We start from the raw sequence: 18,944 nt of genomic DNA on the forward strand, positions 1-18,944 counted from the left end.
CGCTTGGTTCCGGCATTGCCTTGGCGCATCACCGATGATGAATTCTTTTGCGGCAGGCTTGGTCGTTGTGTTGGCCTTGGTCTGTGCCAACCTTCCTTTTTTCACGGAGCGGCTGCTGGGTTTTTACCGCCTGGCGGCCGAGAAGTCGCTTGGCTGGCGTTTGCTCGAATTGTTGTTTCTGTACGCCGTGACCGGTGCCGTCGGCTTGGGTCTTGAGCATCGTGCTGGGCAGATCAGCCCACAGGGGTGGGAGTTTTATGCCATCACCTTTGCGCTGTTCGTCACCTTTGCCTTCCCCGGTTTTGTCTACCGCTACCTGCTCAAGCGGGCAGGGTAAACCGCGCACTGCCATGGAAGACGACAGCCACCTCATCGAACGCAAGACGTCTGGCGAGGAAATTTTCAAAGGCCATTTCCTCCATGCCTTTCGCGACCAGGTGTTGCTGCCTAGCGGCCGACCCGCGACGCGTGAGTATGTGGTGCACCCCGGTGCGGTGATGGTTATCCCCCTGCTGGACGATGGCAGTGGAGAGGTCAAGTTGGTGCTGGAACGCCAGTACCGTTACCCCGTAGCGCGGGTGATGATCGAGTTTCCGGCCGGCAAACTGGACGCAGGGGAAAGTGTGCAACGCTGTGCCCAACGCGAACTGCTGGAAGAAACTGGTTACACCGCACGCGCCTGGGCCCGGGCCGGCGTCATGCACCCGGTCATTTCGTATTCCACCGAATTCATTGACATTTGGTTCGCACGCGACTTGCAGTTGGGCGAGCGCAAGCTCGATGACGGGGAGTTCCTCGACGTGGTGACCGCCAGCCCCGCCGAATTTCTGCAATGGTGCCAGCAAGGTCTGGTGACCGATGCCAAAACCCTGGCCGGTGCACTCTGGGTACAGAACGTACTGCGTGGCGACTGGCCCCTGGAGTGGACCACTCCAGTGTCTGCCTGAGCGCAGCATTCCGCCATGAAAGTCCTGGACCTCCAATGCAGCCAGCACCACCTGTTTGAAGGCTGGTTTGCGTCGGAAGACGACTTCGTTTCACAGTGCCTGCGTGGCCTGGTGCAGTGCCCCGTGTGTGCAGACCCCACTGTGGTGAAAAAACTCAGCGCGCCGCGGCTGAACTTGTCGGGCGCCCGTGAGCCGCCAGCAGCCAAGTCAGAGCCCACACCATCCGCCAGTCCGGCGATGCCTGCGCGCATGGGTGAGGTGGAGACGGCTCTCGCTGCCGCCTGGATGGCCGTGGCCCGCCATGTGGTGGCCAACACCACCGACGTAGGTGGCCAGTTTGCCGAAGAGGCCCGCAAGATGCATTACGGCGAAGCCGAAGTTCGCAACATACGCGGGCAAACCACCCCGGAGCAAGCCAAAGAGTTGGTAGAGGAGGGCATTGAAGTCATGCCCCTCTTGTTACCCGAAGCACTGAAAGGGCCTTTGCAATAAGCTTGCAAAAGCCCTTGGCCTGCATCAGGGATACAAGCCGCGCAGTTCCCGCGCATGCAGTATGCGCTTGCAGGCCACGATAAAGGTGGCGGTGCGCAGACTCACCTTATGGTCCTGCGCCACATTCCAGACGCCGGCAAAGGCTTCTTTCATGATGCGCACCAGGCGGGCGTTGATCTCGTCTTCGCTCCAGAAGAAGCTGGAGAAATCCTGCACCCATTCAAAGTAGCTCACCGTCACACCACCCGCGTTGGCAATCACGTCGGGTAAGACCAGCACATTGCGTTCTTGCAGAATGTCATCTGCCTCGGGCGTGGTCGGGCCATTGGCGCCTTCGATCACCAGCTTGGCTTTGATGCGCCCTGCGTTGGCCTTGGTAATCTGCTGCTCCAGGGCCGCGGGAATCAGGATGTCGCAGTCCACATCCCAGAAGGTATCGTTGGTAATGGTCTCGGCCGGGGTGAAGCCCGCCACCGTGCCATGGGCCGCCACGTGGGCCAGCAGGGCCGGTACATCCAGGCCAGACTCTTGGTAGATGGTGCCACCATGGTCCTGCACGGCCACCACACGGGCCCCCGCTTGGGCAAACAGCTTGCCGGCGATACCGCCCACATTGCCGAAGCCCTGCACGGCCACGCGTGCTTTGGAAATATCCAGCCCAATGTGCTGCGCTGCTTCCACGCCCACGGTGTACACGCCGCGGCCCGTGGCCTCGCGTCGGCCCAGTGAGCCACCCAGGTCAATCGGCTTGCCCGTCACCACGCCGGTGGCGGTAGCGCCTTCGTTCATGGAGTAGGTGTCCATCATCCAGGCCATGATCTGCTCGTTGGTGTTCACGTCGGGCGCCGGGATGTCTTTGGTGGGGCCGATGATGATGCCGATCTCGCTGGTGTAGCGGCGCGTCAGGCGCTCCAATTCACCGCGTGACAGGGTCTTGGGATCGACGCGGATACCGCCCTTGGCGCCGCCGTAGGGCACGTTCACCGCCGCGTTTTTGATCGACATCCAGGCTGACAGCGCCATCACTTCAGACAGGGTCACGTCCTGGTGAAAACGCACACCGCCCTTGCCGGGGCCGCGTGAGGTGTTGTGCTGCACGCGGTAGCCTTCGAAGTGGGCCACGGTGCCGTTGTCCAGCTGGATCGGCACATCCACGATCAGCGCACGCTTGGGGCGTTTCAGCGTTTCGGCCCAACGTGCCAAGTGGCCCAGGTAGGGCGTGACGCGGTCGACCTGTTGCAGGTAAATGCCCCAGGGGCCGAGGTGGTCGGCCTGCAGGTAAGAGGGCAGCGCATGGGTGGTGGCTGCGGGGTGCGCGGGGGACGCCGGGTTAGCGTGGTGTTGCGACATGAATGCTCCTTGTGGTTGTCGTCATGGCCCGCAATGTAGGCTTGCCATGGCGACCTGTCCAAGGCCACTTCATTTGCAAACTATGCAAAAAATTAATAACGAGCTAGGCGCTGACGTCCAGGATGCGTCCGGTTGCCTGTCCTTGGCTGTTCACCACGGGCGCCGTGTCGCTGTCGGTTTTGAGGGCGTTGCCGCTGGCGGCAAACTTGGGGCTGACCGCGGTGTACATGCGCTCCAGAAAGTTCTGGGTCGCCGGTGGCACTTCGCTTTTCTGCTGGCGCAGGGCGCTGTCGTAGGTGCTGTCGCTGTTGGTACTGGCGGTGCTCAGCTTGCGGGCTGTCTGGTTGCGGTCCTGGGCCTCACGCTCGGCTTCGTCGGCCTGTGCACGCAGGTCGCTGGCCCGCGCTTCGGCAGAGTCGGCTTCGCGCCGTGCCTGCTCGATGCGCGTCTTGCTCAGCGTCGCCTGCAGAGAAGGCGATGCCGAGTTGGTGGCTGTGATGGCGACCATGGCCGCAGCTCCGGTGGCAGGTCAGGCTGTGACGTTGAGCAGGCGGCCGGTGGTTTGGCCTTGGGTGTTGACCACCGGTTGGGGTTTGGGCTCTTCGGTCTTTTTGGGTTCGGCCGCCTTGGCCTGCAGCTCGCGCTGCTGTGTTTCCCGCACTTCCTGGGTGCGTTTGGTGGCTTGGGCCTGTTGCACCTGCTGCGGCTTGGCTTTGCTGACGTCCATACGAGTCTCCAGGGGGTTGAATGCCTTGATTTTAGGTACTTCACTCCCGCATTTCAATGCTTTACACAGCTGCGTTTCTGCTAGCTCAGGCGTTAAATTGCAGCGCCGCCAGCCCGGCGTACACGCCGCCGCGTGCCACTAGCTCGGCGTGTGTGCCCTGTTCCACCAGCTTGCCGTGGTCCAGCACCACGATCAGGTCGGCCTTTTGCACCGTGGCAAGGCGGTGCGCGATGACCAGCGTGGTGCGGTCGCGCATGGCCGATTCGAGTGCGGCCTGCACCATGCGCTCGCTCTCGGCGTCCAGCGCGCTAGTGGCTTCGTCCAGCAGCAGCAGCGGCGGGTTTTTCAGCATAGCGCGCGCTATGGCAATGCGCTGGCGCTGACCGCCCGACAGGCGCACACCGCGCTCGCCCAGAAAGGTGTCGTAGCCCTGAGGCAGGGCGCTGATGAACTCGTGCGCGAATGCAGCTTGTGCTGCGGCCTTCACTTCAGCGTCAGTGGCATCCGGCTTGCCGTAGCGGATGTTTTCCAGCGCGCTGCTGGAGAAGATCACCGCGTCCTGTGGCACGATGCCCACGCGCTGGCGCAGTGCGTCCAGCGCCATGTCGCGCGTGCCCACGCCGTCCAGCACAATGCCGCCGCTTTGCGGGTCGTAGTAACGCAGCAGCAGCTGGAACACCGTGCTCTTGCCCGCCCCGCTGGGCCCGACGATGGCCACGGTCTGGCCGGGCTGCACATCCAGGCTGAAGTTGTGCAGTGCAGGCTGCAAGGGGCGCGAGGGGTAGTGGAAATCAATCGCTTCAAATTTGATAGCGCTTCCCGCAGTGGGCATGGGGGCTAGCAGTGGTTTTGAGGGTGAAGTGATGGGTGACTGGGTGCCCAGCAGCTCCATCAGGCGCTCGGTGGCACCGGCGGCACGCAGCAGGTCGCCATACACCTCGCCCAGCACCGCAAACGCGCTGGCCAGGATGATCACGTAGACCACGGTCTGGCCCAGGTGGCCGGCCGTGATGCGGCCTTCGGCCACGGCCTGCGTGCCCTGGTACAGGCCCCACAGCAGTGCCGCACTGGTGGCGATGATGATGAAGGCGACCAGCATCGAACGCATCAGGCTGCGTTTGGTGGCGGTCTCGAAGGCGTTGTCGGTGGAGGTGACAAAACGCGCGGTCTCGCGCCCCTCGGCGGTGTAGCTTTGCACCACGGGGATGGCGTTCAGCACCTCGGCGGCAATCGCGCTGGAGTCGGCAATGCGGTCTTGTGATGCACGGGAGAGCTTGCGCACACGCCGGCCAAACCACAGGCTGGGCAGCACCACCAAAACCAGCACCACCAGCACCTGCAGCATCACCACCGGGTTGGTCCACACCAGCACACCCAGGGCGCCAATACCCATCACCGCGTTGCGTAGCCCCATGCTGAGCGACGAGCCCACCACGGTTTGCACCAGCGTGGTGTCGGCCGACAGGCGCGAGAGCACCTCACCGGTTTGTGTGGTTTCAAAAAACTCGGGGCTTTGCTTGAGCACATGGCTGTAGACCGCGTTGCGCAGGTCGGCAGTCACGCGCTCACCCAGCCAACTCACCATGTAAAAGCGCGCCGCTGAAAACAGGCCCAAGGCGACGGCCACCGCGAACAGCGCCGCAAAGTGCTCGCGCAGCGCCATCACCTGCGCGCCCTTGTCGGCTTGCACCAGCCCGCCGTCAATCAGGCTGCGCAGCGCCAGCGGAAACGCGAGTGTGGCGCCCGCCGCCAGCACCAGAAACACCAGCGCCATGCCAATCCGGCCCCGGTAGGGCCGCAAAAACGGCAGCAGGCCAGAGAGAGATTTGGGGTTGGTGGCTTTGGGGCGGTCGGAAGAGTTCATGGCAGCCTAGGTGGGGGCGAGGGCGGTGGAGGCAAGGTGGGCCGAGAAATATAACCAAATATGCCTCTAGCGCCCGTGATTATTGCGCGAGCAGCTACTGAATTTGTAGCATCAAGTTTTCGGTTTGTTGCGGTTTGTTGCAGCGGTGTCAGAGTTTTAGCGCTGCCGCATAGCCCGTCATCTCCAGGTAACCGCGCCCGACCAATTTGCCGTTGCTGTCCCAGACTTCGCTCAGGCCTTCCCAGTAGATGGCGCCGGTGGAGCTGCGGCTGTCGAGCTCCTGGTTGTCGATGACAGCCTTGACCGTGTAGTAGTCGGCCGGGGTGCGCACCACCCATTCCACGGGGTAGCTGGCGCGGCTTAGCGGGCTGCGCCAGCTGCGCACGGGTTTGAACAGCACTTCACCGCGCGAGAACGCGTAGCGCACCCCTGCCGCGCTGCGGAAGGAGCCACCGTCCCACAACACGCCACCTTGGCGGTCGCGCAGCTGAAACGCGGTAAGCGCGCTGCCGTCGAACAGGTTGATGCCGATCCAGTCCCAGCCCTGGGCTTGTGGGTGCAGTACCTCCTGGCTCCATTCATGGTCCAGCCAGGCGGTGCTGCCGGTCTCCAGCATGCGCGTCTGACCCTGCAGCGCGATGCTGCCGCTCACCTGCAGCTGCGGCTGGCTGTAGTAATAACTTGCCTGTTTTGCTTCCGGCCCCTTGCGGGACAGGCCGTCTTTCCCCTGCAGCAGCACCGGCTGGGTAGCTTTGAAATTTAGGTTGAGCGCAAAGTCACCCGCAGGAATCTGCGCCTGCAGGTCTGCGCCCTGTCGCTGCAAGGACCAGTCGCGCAGCCGCACACCGGTGTCCTGCAGGCTGGCGGATGCCGTATCCGCCGGGTTGCTGCCCGCGGGCTCGCCAGACCAACGCGCAATGCGCTGGTCGTGCCAAAGTTTCTTGCCCGCCACGTCGGTGACGGCGGCATGGGCAAACAGCAGCTGTTTGGCCGCCAGACGCGACGGCATGGCTTGGGTGCTGGCGACGCGGCTGCGAAAAAACGTGACCTGAAAGCCCAGCGCCGCAGCCTGGCCCGCCACATGGGCGTAGCCCGTGAGGTACCACCACTCGGTGGCAAAGTCGTTGTGACTGCCCGCATCGCGCGGAAACGCAAGGCGTTTGGCGGGGAGCGCCCAGGCTGTGGGCAGCAAGCCGGCCAGCAGCGGTACGGCCAAGGCGGCGCGCCGCTGGAGCATGGCGGGGCGGCCCGCGCTCAGCGGTTACCCGCGCGCGCCAGGCGCTGTGCCACGGTGGGCGAGGGTTTGCCGGACAGTGCGTCCAGGCGCTGGCCCATGGCTGCCTCCAACTGGTCGAGCCGCACCTGCGTGGCGGGGTGGGTGCTCAGCGCCAGGGTGAACACGGGATTGTCGGGCTTGGCGGTGCGCAATTGTTGCAACACGGCTACCAGGCCATAGGGGTCAAAGCCCGCGCGCGCGGCCAGGGCCACACCGCTGCGGTCGGCGTCAAACTCATCGCCCTGGTCCAGACCCTTGGAATACACCTCACGTCCCAGCGCCAGCAGCTGGGCCGACAGCGCACCTTGGGCGTTGTTGCCGAGTTGCGAGGCAATGGCGCGGGTCAGCAAACCGGTCTGCGCGGATTTGCGCAGCGCGGCCAGGTGATGTTTGGCAATCACGTGGTGAATCTCATGCGCCAGGATGCCGGCCAGTTCCGACTCGTCGGCTACGGAGTCCACCAGTCCCTTGGTCACAAACACATACCCACCCGGCGCGGCAAAGGCGTTGTAGCCCGCGTCGTCCAGCACGGCAAAGGTCCAGGGCAGGTTGGGGCGCTCGGACTGCAGGCTGATCCAGCGGCCCAGGCGGTTCACATAACGCTGCAGTGCCACGTCTTTGTGCAGGGGTTTGGCGCCCAGCAGCACGGCCGAGAGCTGGCGGCCCATCTCGATTTCTTTGGGCTCGTCGATCTGCTCCATGGACTGCGACAGCAAGCCCACCAAATCACTGCTGTTGGCAGCGGCAGCGGGGGCGCTGTTGTTGCTAGCCACATTGGGTTTGAGCATGTTTTGCAGCAGGCCACCCAGCATCTTGCCGGGGTCCTGTGCCTGGGCAGACAAGGGCAGCGTGGCGCAGCAGACAGCAGCCAGGCTCAGGGCGATCAGGGGGCGCTTCATTGGGAATATCCTGAGGAGGGGGCATTCACCGGGGTGGGGGGCGCGGGCACGGGCAGGGGCTCCACGGCTTGCGGGCTCAGGCTGGCATCAGCGGCAAAACGTTTGGCCTGGGTTGCGTCCTGGCGTAGCCCCTCGGCCTGGGCTAGCGCCGCCAAGTTGGGTTGAGCGTTGGCAATGTCTTCGGCCCCCAGGCCGCGTATGCCTACGGTGGCGGTGGTGCCGCTGGTGTTCTGGTTTTGCGCGCTGCCACGGCTGAACAGGTTGGACAGGCCGCGCAGGGCTCCGGTGGCGGCACTGGCCACACTGCCTTGCTCGGTAGCGGTGCCCACGTCAAACAAGTGGATCCAGCCGCTGGCACCGGCCGCTGTTTTGACCTGCACCCAGGCGCCCTGGCGGGTGGGCTGGCGCGTCAGGGCGGTTTGGGCCGGCAGCGTGGCGATGGCGGCGGCGCTTTCGGTCGGGCCTTCGCGCAGCGTGGTCTGGCGCTTGGTGACCAGCGCCTCCTGGGCCTGGGCCGCAAGACTGCCTAGCAGCGCCAAGGCCAGCAGGGTAAGGGTGAGGGGTTTACGCATGGATGCCATTGTCAGGGAAGGGCTGCAACGCGGCAATGCCCGAGATCGCAAACAGGCACTCAGTCCGGGTGGGCCTGGGTTTCAGGGTCTGGCTCCTCACCAATGGCCTTGCGGGTGACAGCGGCCTGCGCCATCAACCAGGCACAAAAGGCCTGAATCTCCGGTCGAGTACGGCTGCGCGGGCCCACAATCAAAAAGTACACCAGTGGCGTGTCGATGCGGCCATTGGGCAGCACCTCCACCAGGTCACCGCTGGCCAGGCTGTCGGCCACCAGCGGCATGCGCGCCAGTGCCACGCCCTGGCCGGTGAGGGCGGCCTGCACGATCTGGTGGGCGTAGTTGAAATACATCCAGCGCTTGGGTTCCAGCTTGGGCAGGTCGTTGCCGTCCAGCCAGCGCCGCCAGGTCAACCATTCCAGGTTCTGGTGGCGGTGGCTGTCGCTGGCCTCCAGCAGCGCAAAGCGGTTGAGGTCGGCGGCCTTGCGCAGTGGTGGGCCGCTTTTGAGCAACCAGGGGCTGGCCACGGGTGTGAGCTGTTCACCAAACAGGCGCACCGCATCGGGCCCCGCGTTGCCGGGGCGGGTGTAACGGATGGCCAGGTCCACATCGCTGGTGTCCAAGTCCACCGGGTTGTCGGTGGCGTCCAGCCGGATGTCAATGTCGGGGTACTCGGCCTGGAAGGCTTCGAGCCGCGGGATCAGCCACATGGAGGCGAATGACGCCCAGGTGGAAATGGCCACACTCTTGCGCCCGGCGGTACGGCGGATCAGCCGCACCGCGCTGTCCACCCGCTCCAGCGAAGGCACCACGGCACGCAACAATTGGGCGCCTGCGCTGGTCAGTTCCACGGCGCGTGTGTGGCGCAAAAACAGGGGCACGCCTACCTCTTCCTCCAGCGACTGCACCTGGCGGCTCACCGCGCTTTGCGTCAGCGACAGCTCCTCGGCGGCCGCCCGAAAATTCAAGTGACGGGCCACTGCCTCCAGGGCACGCAGGTGGCCCACGGCAATCGGCCGGGTGCGCAGGCGGATTTCGGTGCTGGAGGGGGCAGTGTTGGACATGGCAGAAAACCGATTGATGCGGGAATGGAATGAATAGCATAGCCCGATTTCATTGGACGGTGGTGCAGCGTGGCGCGATCATTCATTGCCCAACCACCTAAACGGAGTCCACCATGCAAGCCCAAAGTCCCTCGCTACAACAGTCCCCACTATCGTCCCAGCTTCAACAACCCGCCGCTGACCTCCAGTACGGCGTGTTCTCCTTGTCCACCGATGCCCCCTGGGTGCTGGCCAAGGGCAAGGCTATCACCCTGCGTCCGCGCACGGCCGGCGTGTTGCGTGTGGTGTCGGGCCGTGCTTGGGCGACGGTAGATGTGTCCCGCAACACCCCGCTGCTGGAAACCGGTGACCATTTTGTGGCGTTGGGCCATGACTTGCAGTTGCGCGCCGGGCAGCGTGTGGTGGTGGAAGCGTGGCCGTACAAAGGGCAGGACGGGATTCAGTTGCAATGGGTGGCGCAGCCGCAGGCTTGCCTGGCGACGCGGTGGCAAACCAATGTGGTGGAGCCGGCGCGTGACATCGGGCACGGCCTGGCCCTGGTGGTGCGCGCGCTGTGGCGCCTGCTGGGTGGTTTGGCGGGTTACACCGATTTCCTGACCGCCGGCCGCGGCCGCGTGCTGCGCGGGCTGGAATCCAACGCCCCTTAATGGTTTAGGCGCTGTCTCGCAGTTGCAAGGTGTAGCCCAGATTGATGCAAGGCGACGCGACAGTTTCCCCTTGCATCAGCGCCACCAGCATCTGCCCCGCGGCTTGGCCGATTTCGGCACGGGGGGTACGCACCGTGGTCAGCGGCGGCAGCATCTGGTCGCTGCCGGTCAGGTCGTTAAAGCCCGCAATCGCCACGCGCTGCGGCACCGCCACTCCCAAACGCAACGCGGCCAGCAGCGCACCCTGGGCCAAGTCGTCGTTGCAGAAAAAAATCGCATCCACGGGAGGCTGTTGGCCGATGATTTGTTCAAACATGCGCGCCCCCAATGACAGCGAAGAGGCCGCCGGATTCAGCCACTCCAGCGTCGCGTCGTAGCGGCCTGCGGCCTGCAGGGCCTGGCGCCAGCCTTCCAGGCGCTGCAGGGTGCGCGGGTCCAGCTGGGCGGCGGCAAACGCAATGCGCTGGTGGCCCTGGTCCAGCAGGTGGCGGGTCAGGTCGTGGCCCGCATCGCGCTGAGAAAAACCCACACAGTAGGCGCCTTCGGGGGCCTGCGCCGTCATCAGGTGCACACAGGGCACACCGCTTTGGGCAATCAGGCTGCGCGTGGCTTCGTTGCGTTCCAGCCCGGTCACGATGAGCCCGGCCGGACGGTGCAGCAATTGCTCGCGCAGCAGGCTTTCTTCCTCGCTGGGGTCGTAGTGGGTGATACCGATTAGCGTTTGGTAACCGGCCTGGCGCAGGGTTTGTTGTAGGGCTTCCAGCACATCCACAAACAAGGCGTTCGACAACATGGGGATCAGCACCGCCACATGGCTGCTCTGGCCGGAGGCCAGCGCGCGTGCCGCCGGGTTGGGCACATAACCCAGTGTGTCAGCCGCGGCCTGCACTTTGGCCACCAGTTCGGCCGCCACGGCCCGCTCACCGCGCAGCGCGCGCGACACGGTGATGGGGCTGACCCCAGCCAGATGCGCCACGTCGGCCAGCGTGACGCGGCCGGTGGCACGGGGGCGGGTGGAGGCGGTCATGGACTAGGGAAACTACTGAATGGCATGTAAATATCTTCGCATAGGATAGCGCTATCCGACGTTTGACAGGCAGCAGGCAAACCCCTAAGCAGGAATTTCCCTCAGGGAATGGAGCTGCAATCTGTCAGGCGTCATTTTTTGATTATTTTTGGATAGCGCTATCCAATTCACAAAGTTTATGCATTCCATTGTCATCATGGGCGTCTCTGGCTGTGGCAAGTCCAGCCTGGGTGAGGCCGTGGCGCAAGCCACCGGCCTGCCGCTGGTGGAGGGTGACGACCACCACAGCCCGGCCAACCGCGACAAAATGGCCCGCGGCATTGCCCTGACCGATGCCGACCGTGCGGACTGGCTGGCCACCCTGGGTGCCCAGCTGCAGGCCCGGCCCGGTGGCGCGGTGGTCACCTGTTCAGCCCTCAAACGAGCCTACCGCGATCGCCTGCGCCAGGCAGCGCCAGGTTTGCGCTTTGTGTTTCTCGAGATTGGCAAGGCAGATGCGCAAGCCCGTGTGGGCGCGCGTGCATCACATTTCTTTTCCACCAGCTTGGTGGACAACCAGTTCGCCACGCTGGAATCCCCGGTGGGCGAGGCCGGTGTGCTGCGCCTGGATGCCATGCGTCCGCTGGCCCAGTTGCAGACCGCCACGACTGAGTGGCTGGCCGATACCCAGGAGCCCGCATGACGCAACCCGTGAAAGACCCGGCAACAACACCCAGCAAATTTGTCCACCTGACCCATGGACTCATGGCGCTGTGTCTGGGTGTGATGGCCGTGTCCGTGTTTGTGAACGTGGTGCTGCGTTACGGCTTTGGCAGCGGTGTGGCTGCCAGCGAAGAGCTGTCGCGCCTCTTGTTCGTTTGGATGGTATTCATTGGTGCCACCGCGGCCTACCCGGCGGGCGAGCACATGGCGTTTACCAGCCTAGTGGCCATGTTGCAAAAGAGGCCGCGGGCGCTGGCTGTGATGACTGTGGTGATCCGCCTGCTGGTGCTGCTGGCCTGTGTGTTGCTGGGGCGTGGTGCCTGGCAGCAGGTGGTGGTGGGGCTGGACAGTTATTCCGTGGTGATGGCTTACCCCACCGCATTGCTGCCCTTGCCGGCCCTGTTGTGCGCTACGGCGATTGGCGCCATGGCCCTGTGGGAACTCATACAACGCACGCCGCTGGACCTCGGTCACAGCGCAGAAGTGGAGTAGGGCCATGAGTAACGAAGCACTCGCTTTTATCGTCTTTTGCGTCGGCATGCTGGCGCTCATGGGCATTGGTATGAACATGGCCTTGTCGCTGGTGCTCACTGGTGCTGCCATGGCCTGGGTGCTGGACTTTTGGGACACGCAGTTGTTGGCCCAGAACCTGGTGGCCGGGGTGGACAGCTTTCCGCTGCTGGCCGTGCCTTTCTTCATTCTGGCGGGTGAGCTGATGAACAGCGGTGGCATCAGCCGGCGCATCATCACCATGGCGCAGGCTTGGGTGGGGCATATCAAAGGCGGTCTGGGTTTTGTGGCCATTGGGGCTGCGGTGCTCATGGCCAGCATGAGTGGTTCGGCCCTGGCCGATACCGCGGCGTTGGCCACCATCCTCATGCCCATGATGCGCCAGCAGGGCTACCCCATGCACACCTCGGCCGGGTTGATCGCCTCGGGCGGCATCATTGCGCCCATCATCCCGCCCAGCATGCCGTTTGTGATCTATGGCGTGACCACCAACACCTCCATCTCGGCGCTGTTTCTCTCGGGCATCGTGCCGGGTCTCATCATGGGCGCGGGCCTCATCGTGGCCTGGAAGCTGGTGTTGCGCGACATGGATTTGCCAGAAGGCCAACCGCTACCGCTGCGCGAGCGCCTGCAGGCCACGCGCAAAGCGTTTTGGGCGCTGCTGATGCCGCTGATCATCATCGGCGGCATGAAGAGCGGGGTGTTCACCCCCACCGAGGCCGCAGTGGTTGCTGCGTTTTATGCACTGGTGGTGGCCTTGTTCATCCACCGTGAGATGAAGGTGCCCGCGGTGTACGGCGTGCTGGTGCGGGCCGCCAAGACCACGGCCATCGTGATGTTCTTGTGTGCCGGCGCGCAAGTGGCCAGCTACATGATCACGCTGGCCGATCTGCCTGCCACGCTGACTGGCTGGCTGGGCCCGCTGGTGGAGAGCCCACGCCTCTTGATGGTGGTGATGATGCTGGTCCTGATTCTGGTGGGCACTGCGCTGGACCTCACTCCCACCATCCTGATCTTTGCACCGGTGATGCTGCCCATCGCCGTGAAAGCCGGCATCGACCCGGTCTACTTCGGCCTGATGTTTGTGCTCAACGGCGCCATTGGCCTCATCACGCCACCCGTGGGTACGGTGCTCAATGTGGTGGCCGGGGTGGGCCGGCTGCCGCTGCACCAGGTGATCAAGGGCGTGAATCCCTTCCTCATCACCTACACGCTGATCCTGTTCCTGTTTGTCCTATTTCCGCAAATCGTGACCGCGCCCGTGGCGTGGATGCGTTGAGTTCCGTCCCGTTTTCTTCCACAACAACATCTACCCAGGAGACATTCCATGAAGACTTCCACCACCCTCATCCGCCGCGCCGTACTGGCCGTGGCCGGTGCCGCCGTGTTCAGCGCTGCGCTGCCCGCGCTGGCCCAAGACATCAAACCGCGCCTGATCCGTTTTGGCTACGGCCTCAACGAACAAAGCAACCAGGGCCGTGCGTCCAAGGTGTTTGCCGAGGCCGTGGAAAAAGCCTCCGGCGGCAAGATGAAGGTGCGCACCATTGGCGCCTCCGCATTGGGCCCCGATGTGCAGATGCAGAACTCACTGATTGGTGGCGCGCAGGAAATGATGGTCGGCTCGACGGCCACGCTGGTGGGCATCACCAAAGAGATGGCGCTGTGGGACACGCCCTTTTTGATCAGCAACGCCAAGGAAGCCGATGCACTTTTGGACGGCCCGATTGGCGACAAGATCCGCGCCAAGCTGCAGGACAAGGGCCTGGTCGGCCTGGCCTATTGGGAGAATGGTTTTCGCAACCTGACCAACAGCAAACGCGCCATCAACAAGGTGGAGGACCTGGATGGCATCAAGCTGCGCGTGATGCAGAACAACGTGTTCCTCAACAGCTTCAAGACCCTGGGCGCCAATGCCGTGCCCATGGCGTTCTCAGAACTGTTCAGCGCGCTGGAAACCAACACCGTGGACGGCCAGGAAAACCCGTTCAACACCATCCTATCCAGCAAGTTTTACGAAGTGCAAAAGTACATGACGGTGACCAACCACGTGTACAGCCCCTGGATTGTGCTGGTCAGCAAGAAGTGGTGGGACCAACTGTCCAAAGACGAGCAAAAAATCTTGAGCGACGCCGCCAAGCTGAGTCGCGACTTTGAGCGCAAGGACACCCGCGACGAAGCCTCTCGCGCCGTGGCTGACCTCAAGGCCAAAGGCATGCAGGTCAACGAGCTGTCGCCCGCCGAGTCGGCCCGCATGCGCGACAAGCTGACCCGCGTCTACGCCCAGATTGGTGCCGACATTGGCATGGACCTGTGGAACGAAGCGCAGGCCGAGCTGGTGAAGATTCGCGCCAAGAAGTAAGCGCAGCCGTGTGGTGGCGAAGCGGGGCTTACCAGTCCTCTTTCACCGCCATCACCGCATCGCGCCCCGCAGCGGCCCGGCCTGACAGCCAGGCCGTTGTGGTTCCTGCCACCACGACGGCAGCCACTAGCGCCGCCAGCCGGCCCCAAGGCAGGGCCAGCTCCATGGTCCAGTGGAAGCTCTGCGGGTTCACCACATGCACCAGCACCACGGCCACGGCCAGGCCCAGCGCCACGCCGGCCAATGCGCCCAGCGTGGTCCAGCCCGCACCTTCCAGTGCCACCACGCGCAATATCTGTTTGCGCGTAAGCCCCAGGTGCACCAGCAGGCCAAACTCCTTGCGCCGCGCCAGCACCTGTGCACTGAAGCTGGCCGCCACGCCAAACAGGCCAATGCCGATGGCCACCGCCTGCAGCCAGTAGGTCACCGCAAAACTGCGGTCGAAAATCTTCAGGCTGGTCGCGCGGATCTCGCGGGCCGAGCCAAATTCCAGCAAGTTGCCCGCCGCGCCATCGGGTGTGTGGGCTAGCTGATTCGCCAGCGTGCGCAGCTGCTCTTGCACCTGCGGCACATCGGCTTCCGGGCGCAACCAGAAGGCGATGTCGTTGACCCGCGTGTCGGCGCTGTAGCGCGCAAAGTCGGCCGGGTCCATGGCCACGGTGCCAAACTGGCGGGCATAGTCGCGCCACACACCTGCTACAAAAAAAGTAGCTGGTTGCGCAATATCCACGGGAGCTGGAGGCCTAAAAGACGCTGAAAGTGCGGGTAGATCCTGCCCGACACGCGCACCATACAAGTCCAGCATGGCCTCGCTCACGTACACACCCACACGCCCGTTGGGCACCGGTACCGGATTGCCCACCAGCGGCAGGTTCAGTGCGCCGGTCTGGGCATCGCGCAGCGGGCGCACCAGCAATGCAATGGCCGGTTGGGCCGGGTCCAGCGTGAGCGACAGCGTGCGCTGGGTGCTCAGGCGCTCCACGCCCGGCAGCTGTGCGGCGCCCTGCACAAAGGCCGGGTCCAGGTAGGCCGTGTCGGCCGCGCTGCCGCTGGTGGCGGTGCGCACATACAGAGCCGCGGGCAGCACCGCGTCCAGCCAGTCGGTGACCGAAGTGCGAAAACTCGCCACCATCACGGTCAGCGCCACCGCCAGGCTTAGCGAGGCCACCACACCGCTCACGGCCACCGCGGCACTTTCGCGCACGCGGCGCGTGCGCTCCACCGCCAGCAGCGGCAGCGCGCGGCGTGCGACTAAGGGCGCTACGCCGTCCAGCACCCAACCCACGGCGGCGGGCAGGGCGGTGATCCCGCCCAGCAGCAAACACGCCACACTCAAATACGCCGCCAGCGGGATGTCCCACACCGGGGGCAGCAGCGCCAGCAGGCCACCGGCCACCAGCAGCGCCACACCGAGCCAGGCGCGGTGCTTGCCCGTATCCAGCGTGCCCAAACCTTTGAGCGTTTGCGCTGGTGGCAACTGCTGTGCCAGCCGGGCTGGCGCCCAGGCGCCCACCAGAGCGGCGGCCACACCCAGCAGGCCAAACACCAGCGCGGCTGTACCGCTCCACTGCAAGGGCGGCGCGCTGCCCGCAAAAAATCCGCCACCCAGATCACCGCCCAACAGGCGCAATGCCAGTGCAGCCAGCGCGCTGCCCAGCGCCAGACCCAATAGGCTACCCACACTGCCCAGTGCTCCGGCCTCCAGCATTACGAGTTGCAGCCGCTGCCGGCCGGTCAGGCCCAACACACCCAACAGTGCAAACTGCTGCGCCCGCCGCGCCACACTGAGCGCCAATACCGAAAACACGAGAAAGCCACCCGTGAACAGCGCCACCAGCGCCAGCACGGTCAGGTTCACCCGGTAGGCGCGCGACAGATTGCTGATGCGTTCTACCGCATCACCGGGCGGGCGCAGCGTGGCACCGGCCGGCCAATCGGCAGCGCCCGTGACGTCGCGCACAAACTTCGCGCGGTCCCCCCCCGCGCGCAGCCGCACATCCACGCGGCTCAGGTCGCTGCGGCCAAATAGGCTTTGCACGGCGGCAATGTCCATTACCGCCAGCGGCGCACCACCAGCGGCCACGCTGCCCGCCACCTGCAGGGTGTGCAGGCGCAGGCCGTGTTGCAGTTGCAGCGTGGCGCCCGGCAGGGCTTGGCGCGCCAGCGGGTTGAGAAACACCGCGTCGGGTGCGAAGAAGGCCAGGCGGTCTGCACCCGCGGCGGGCAGGGGCAACAGGTCTGGCGCCACGGCGGCCACCTGCAATGCGTCCACGCCCACCACGCGCAGCAGCGTTTTCTGGCCCGCGTGCACGGCGTAGGTGCTGAGCTCCAGCACCGGTGCGGCCACGGCCACATCGGGGTGGTGCAGCAGCCGGCCCCACAGCGCCAGGTCCACGCTGCTGGCGCTGCCAGCGGCGGTGCGCAGCTCCAGGTCGGGTTGGCCGCCAACCGAGCGCACGGCTTGCGAGAACTCGTCCAGCGCTGAGGCGTTGATCAGGTGCACCGCAAACGCTAGCGCCACCCCCAGCATGACCGACACCACCGCGGCCGCATTGCGCCACGGGTGCTGGCGTAGCTCTTGCCAGGAGAAAGTGGTAAGCAAAGGTAGCAACATGCCCAGAGACTAGCGCAAAGCGTCATGGCTGGTGGGTACCATGCGCGCAGAGGCGGCCATCTGCTGCCAGGGGGACAGTTTGATGACGTACGAAGACAGCGACACCCTTGCCACCGAAGCCGCCGCGGACCCGGTCGCGGAACGCTGGGTCCAGCGCGCCGCGCTGAGCGGCGTGGCAGGCCTGCTGGCCGCTTGCTCCACGCCCGGTGGTCGGCTTTTGCAACGCCCAGGCCAGCAGTACAGCCGTGCGAACACACCCGAAGAAGCCGCGCGCTTTCTGCTGCAAGCGCAGTTTTCGGCATCCGACGCCGAGATCGCCGCCGTGCAGCAGCACACCTATGCCGACTGGCTGGCCCAGCAGTTTGATGCGCCCCTGGGCCAGACCGGCTGGGACTGGCTCAATGCACGAGGCTACGGCCAGATTGACAACATCACGCGTTACTTCGACCACTTCTACCCCGGCGACTACATGGTCTGGAACCAGCTCATGACGGCGCCCGACGCCGTGCGCAAACGGCTGGCATTGGCCCTGTCGGAGTTTTTTGTGGTCTCGCTCACGGGGCTGGACTTTGCCTGGCGCAGCCACGCCATGGCGCACTACTGGGACACGCTGGCGCGCCACGCGCTGGGCAACTTCCGCGATCTGCTTGAAGAGGTAACGCTGAACCCCGCCATGGGCCACTACCTCAACACCAAGGGCAACCAGAAAGAAAATGCCGCCACCGGCCGTGTGCCCGACGAAAACTACGCGCGCGAAGTAATGCAGTTGTTCACCATCGGCCTGGTGCAACTGAATCCGGACGGCAGTGAAAAAACCGGCGCCAACGGCCAACGGCTCGAGACCTACACACAAAGCGACGTGACGCAGCTGGCCCGCGTGTTCACGGGTTATGACTTTGACCAGCGGCAAAACGTCACCGTGGTGATAGACCCGGAAGGCAAGCGCAAGGTCGGCAACACCAACTTTGCCAAACAACATATGGCCCTCACAGCCAACCGCCATTCGGAGCAGGAGGTGCGTTTTCTGGGCACCACCATTGCGCCCAAAACATCGGGTGCTGATGCGCTCAAGAAAGCCTTGGACACGCTGTTCCAGCACCCCAACGTAGGCCCCTTCTTTGGCAAGCAAATGATCCAGCGCCTGGTCACCAGCAACCCCAGCCCGGCCTATGTGGCACGTGTGAGTGCTGTCTTTGCCGACAACGGTGCAGGCGTGCGCGGAGACTTGCGCGCGGTGTTTGCCGCCATCCTGCTCGACGACGAGGCGCGCAGCCCTGCCGGCCTGAGCAATCCCCAGTTTGGCCGCCTGCGCGAGCCCATGCTGCGCCTGGTGCAATGGGGGCGCACCTTTGGCATCGCCTCGGCCCAGGGCAGCTGGAAGATCGGCGACCTCAGCAACCCGGCCACACAGCTGGGCCAAAGCCCGCTGCGCTCGCCCTCGGTGTTCAACTTCTTCCGCCCCGGCTATGTGCCACCGGCCACACAAATGGCGGCCAATGGTGCGTCAGCACCGGAGTTTCAGATCGTCACCGAAAGCAGCGTGGCGGGGTATATCAACTACCTGCAAGGCGTGGTGCGCAACGGCATTTACGTCAATGATCCGGACCTGCCTAACAACGTGAGCAACTCTAAAAATCCCAAGGCTGGTTTTGACATCAAGGCCAGCTACACCACTGAGATGACGTTGGCGCATGACGCCAAGGCTCTGGTGGCGCGGCTCAACCTCTTGTTGTGCGCGGGCCAGTTGCCTGCGGCCCTGCAGGCCCGCATGGTCACCGCTCTCAACGCGACACCACTCAACGCAACGAGTCCGCCCGACAAGCGCCTGGACCGTGTAGCCGCCGCCGTGTTGCTAACCATGGCCGCACCCCAGTATTTGGTTCAGAAATAGGCGCCC

General features: G+C 64.4%; 19 protein-coding genes. 9 read left to right on the forward strand and 10 right to left on the reverse strand.

The annotated features are described in order from the left end of the window. Window positions 1–34: 34 nt before the first annotated feature. From C5F53_RS16085 to C5F53_RS16095, 3 genes are read left to right on the forward strand one after another with little or no spacing between them, the layout of a single operon-like run. On the forward strand, window positions 35–337 hold the full coding sequence (locus C5F53_RS16085; RefSeq protein WP_105262410.1) for a DUF2818 family protein: 303 nt from the start codon (window positions 35–37) through the stop codon (window positions 335–337). A gap of 13 nt (window positions 338–350) precedes the next feature. Further along, on the forward strand, window positions 351–947 hold the full coding sequence (locus tag C5F53_RS16090) for an NUDIX domain-containing protein (protein ID WP_105262411.1): 597 nt from the start codon (window positions 351–353) through the stop codon (window positions 945–947). A gap of 15 nt (window positions 948–962) precedes the next feature. Beyond that, entirely contained in the window at window positions 963–1,439 is a 477-nt protein-coding gene (locus tag C5F53_RS16095; RefSeq protein WP_105262412.1) for a DUF1178 family protein, read from the forward strand. 24 nt (window positions 1,440–1,463) lie between these two features. On the opposite strand, the gene C5F53_RS16100 is transcribed toward C5F53_RS16095, so the two are convergent. The 8 genes from C5F53_RS16100 to C5F53_RS16135 form a co-directional block, all read right to left on the reverse strand. Continuing rightward, window positions 1,464–2,789, reverse strand: a complete 1,326-nt coding sequence (locus C5F53_RS16100) for a Glu/Leu/Phe/Val dehydrogenase (protein WP_105262413.1) — start codon at window positions 2,787–2,789, stop codon at window positions 1,464–1,466. A 103-nt stretch (window positions 2,790–2,892) separates the two neighbouring features. Then, window positions 2,893–3,297, reverse strand: coding sequence for a hypothetical protein (locus C5F53_RS16105; RefSeq protein ID WP_105262414.1), 405 nt, complete (start codon window positions 3,295–3,297; stop codon window positions 2,893–2,895). A 21-nt stretch (window positions 3,298–3,318) separates the two neighbouring features. Then, a complete protein-coding gene (locus tag C5F53_RS16110) occupies window positions 3,319–3,516 on the reverse strand; it encodes a hypothetical protein (RefSeq protein WP_105262415.1) in 198 nt (65 codons plus the stop codon). 85 nt (window positions 3,517–3,601) lie between these two features. Beyond that, window positions 3,602–5,380 (reverse strand): ABC transporter transmembrane domain-containing protein, encoded by a 1,779-nt coding sequence (locus C5F53_RS16115; protein ID WP_105262416.1) that lies wholly within the window; start codon window positions 5,378–5,380, stop codon window positions 3,602–3,604. Window positions 5,381–5,528: 148 nt separating this feature from the next. After that, window positions 5,529–6,617 (reverse strand): lipocalin-like domain-containing protein, encoded by a 1,089-nt coding sequence (locus tag C5F53_RS16120; protein ID WP_105262417.1) that lies wholly within the window; start codon window positions 6,615–6,617, stop codon window positions 5,529–5,531. Window positions 6,618–6,634: 17 nt separating this feature from the next. Then, the gene (locus C5F53_RS16125; protein ID WP_105262418.1) at window positions 6,635–7,555 is read right to left on the reverse strand and encodes a M48 family metalloprotease; all 921 of its coding nucleotides are present in this window, start codon (window positions 7,553–7,555) and stop codon (window positions 6,635–6,637) included. Continuing rightward, window positions 7,552–8,127 (reverse strand): SH3 domain-containing protein, encoded by a 576-nt coding sequence (locus tag C5F53_RS16130; RefSeq protein WP_161499953.1) that lies wholly within the window; start codon window positions 8,125–8,127, stop codon window positions 7,552–7,554. The genes C5F53_RS16125 and C5F53_RS16130 overlap by 4 nt, the downstream gene beginning before the upstream one ends. Before the next feature lie 59 nt (window positions 8,128–8,186). Next, a complete protein-coding gene (locus C5F53_RS16135) occupies window positions 8,187–9,188 on the reverse strand; it encodes a LysR substrate-binding domain-containing protein (protein ID WP_105262420.1) in 1,002 nt (333 codons plus the stop codon). A 113-nt stretch (window positions 9,189–9,301) separates the two neighbouring features. Between C5F53_RS16135 and C5F53_RS16140 the strand changes: the two genes are divergently transcribed. After that, the gene (locus C5F53_RS16140) at window positions 9,302–9,835 is read left to right on the forward strand and encodes a DUF2917 domain-containing protein (RefSeq protein WP_105262421.1); all 534 of its coding nucleotides are present in this window, start codon (window positions 9,302–9,304) and stop codon (window positions 9,833–9,835) included. Window positions 9,836–9,839: 4 nt separating this feature from the next. On the opposite strand, the gene C5F53_RS16145 is transcribed toward C5F53_RS16140, so the two are convergent. Continuing rightward, window positions 9,840–10,862 (reverse strand): LacI family DNA-binding transcriptional regulator, encoded by a 1,023-nt coding sequence (locus tag C5F53_RS16145; RefSeq protein WP_105262422.1) that lies wholly within the window; start codon window positions 10,860–10,862, stop codon window positions 9,840–9,842. Window positions 10,863–11,040: 178 nt separating this feature from the next. Between C5F53_RS16145 and C5F53_RS16150 the strand changes: the two genes are divergently transcribed. The 4 genes from C5F53_RS16150 to C5F53_RS16165 are packed head-to-tail and all read left to right on the forward strand — an operon-like array spanning window position 11,041 to window position 14,433. Next, window positions 11,041–11,544 (forward strand): gluconokinase, encoded by a 504-nt coding sequence (locus C5F53_RS16150; protein ID WP_236635402.1) that lies wholly within the window; start codon window positions 11,041–11,043, stop codon window positions 11,542–11,544. Then, window positions 11,541–12,056 (forward strand): TRAP transporter small permease, encoded by a 516-nt coding sequence (locus C5F53_RS16155; RefSeq protein WP_105262423.1) that lies wholly within the window; start codon window positions 11,541–11,543, stop codon window positions 12,054–12,056. Before C5F53_RS16150 ends, C5F53_RS16155 begins: the two co-directional genes overlap by 4 nt. Before the next feature lie 4 nt (window positions 12,057–12,060). Beyond that, complete coding sequence (locus C5F53_RS16160) at window positions 12,061–13,353, forward strand: TRAP transporter large permease (protein WP_105262424.1); 1,293 nt, start codon at window positions 12,061–12,063, stop codon at window positions 13,351–13,353. A 48-nt stretch (window positions 13,354–13,401) separates the two neighbouring features. Then, window positions 13,402–14,433 (forward strand): TRAP transporter substrate-binding protein, encoded by a 1,032-nt coding sequence (locus C5F53_RS16165; protein WP_105262425.1) that lies wholly within the window; start codon window positions 13,402–13,404, stop codon window positions 14,431–14,433. A gap of 28 nt (window positions 14,434–14,461) precedes the next feature. Here the strand turns inward: C5F53_RS16165 and C5F53_RS16170 are convergent, their stop codons facing one another. Beyond that, window positions 14,462–17,047: an FtsX-like permease family protein gene (locus tag C5F53_RS16170; protein WP_105262426.1), complete on the reverse strand. Its 2,586-nt coding sequence runs from the start codon at window positions 17,045–17,047 to the stop codon at window positions 14,462–14,464. Window positions 17,048–17,129: 82 nt separating this feature from the next. Here C5F53_RS16170 and C5F53_RS16175 point away from each other — a divergent pair, with 82 nt between their 5' ends. Beyond that, complete coding sequence (locus C5F53_RS16175; protein ID WP_236635403.1) at window positions 17,130–18,938, forward strand: DUF1800 family protein; 1,809 nt, start codon at window positions 17,130–17,132, stop codon at window positions 18,936–18,938. Window positions 18,939–18,944: the final 6 nt, after the last annotated feature.

Origin of the sequence: Rhodoferax sp. TS-BS-61-7, from assembly GCF_002943465.1 — a bacterium.
GTDB lineage: Bacteria > Pseudomonadota > Gammaproteobacteria > Burkholderiales > Burkholderiaceae_C > Allorhodoferax.

Bases quoted from the DNA above. Each gene is read 5' to 3' on its own strand.
- C5F53_RS16085 (WP_105262410.1), top strand. From the start codon at position 35: ATGATGAATTCTTTTGCGGCAGGCTTGGTCGTTGTGTTGGCCTTGGTC.
- C5F53_RS16090 (WP_105262411.1), top strand. From the start codon at position 351: ATGGAAGACGACAGCCACCTCATCGAACGCAAGACGTCTGGCGAGGAA.
- C5F53_RS16095 (WP_105262412.1), top strand. From the start codon at position 963: ATGAAAGTCCTGGACCTCCAATGCAGCCAGCACCACCTGTTTGAAGGC.
- C5F53_RS16100 (WP_105262413.1), bottom strand. From the start codon at position 2,789: ATGTCGCAACACCACGCTAACCCGGCGTCCCCCGCGCACCCCGCAGCC.
- C5F53_RS16105 (WP_105262414.1), bottom strand. From the start codon at position 3,297: ATGGTCGCCATCACAGCCACCAACTCGGCATCGCCTTCTCTGCAGGCG.
- C5F53_RS16110 (WP_105262415.1), bottom strand. From the start codon at position 3,516: ATGGACGTCAGCAAAGCCAAGCCGCAGCAGGTGCAACAGGCCCAAGCC.
- C5F53_RS16115 (WP_105262416.1), bottom strand. From the start codon at position 5,380: ATGAACTCTTCCGACCGCCCCAAAGCCACCAACCCCAAATCTCTCTCT.
- C5F53_RS16120 (WP_105262417.1), bottom strand. From the start codon at position 6,617: ATGCTCCAGCGGCGCGCCGCCTTGGCCGTACCGCTGCTGGCCGGCTTG.
- C5F53_RS16125 (WP_105262418.1), bottom strand. From the start codon at position 7,555: ATGAAGCGCCCCCTGATCGCCCTGAGCCTGGCTGCTGTCTGCTGCGCC.
- C5F53_RS16130 (WP_161499953.1), bottom strand. From the start codon at position 8,127: ATGCGTAAACCCCTCACCCTTACCCTGCTGGCCTTGGCGCTGCTAGGC.
- C5F53_RS16135 (WP_105262420.1), bottom strand. From the start codon at position 9,188: ATGTCCAACACTGCCCCCTCCAGCACCGAAATCCGCCTGCGCACCCGG.
- C5F53_RS16140 (WP_105262421.1), top strand. From the start codon at position 9,302: ATGCAAGCCCAAAGTCCCTCGCTACAACAGTCCCCACTATCGTCCCAG.
- C5F53_RS16145 (WP_105262422.1), bottom strand. From the start codon at position 10,862: ATGACCGCCTCCACCCGCCCCCGTGCCACCGGCCGCGTCACGCTGGCC.
- C5F53_RS16150 (WP_236635402.1), top strand. From the start codon at position 11,041: ATGCATTCCATTGTCATCATGGGCGTCTCTGGCTGTGGCAAGTCCAGC.
- C5F53_RS16155 (WP_105262423.1), top strand. From the start codon at position 11,541: ATGACGCAACCCGTGAAAGACCCGGCAACAACACCCAGCAAATTTGTC.
- C5F53_RS16160 (WP_105262424.1), top strand. From the start codon at position 12,061: ATGAGTAACGAAGCACTCGCTTTTATCGTCTTTTGCGTCGGCATGCTG.
- C5F53_RS16165 (WP_105262425.1), top strand. From the start codon at position 13,402: ATGAAGACTTCCACCACCCTCATCCGCCGCGCCGTACTGGCCGTGGCC.
- C5F53_RS16170 (WP_105262426.1), bottom strand. From the start codon at position 17,047: ATGTTGCTACCTTTGCTTACCACTTTCTCCTGGCAAGAGCTACGCCAG.
- C5F53_RS16175 (WP_236635403.1), top strand. From the start codon at position 17,130: ATGACGTACGAAGACAGCGACACCCTTGCCACCGAAGCCGCCGCGGAC.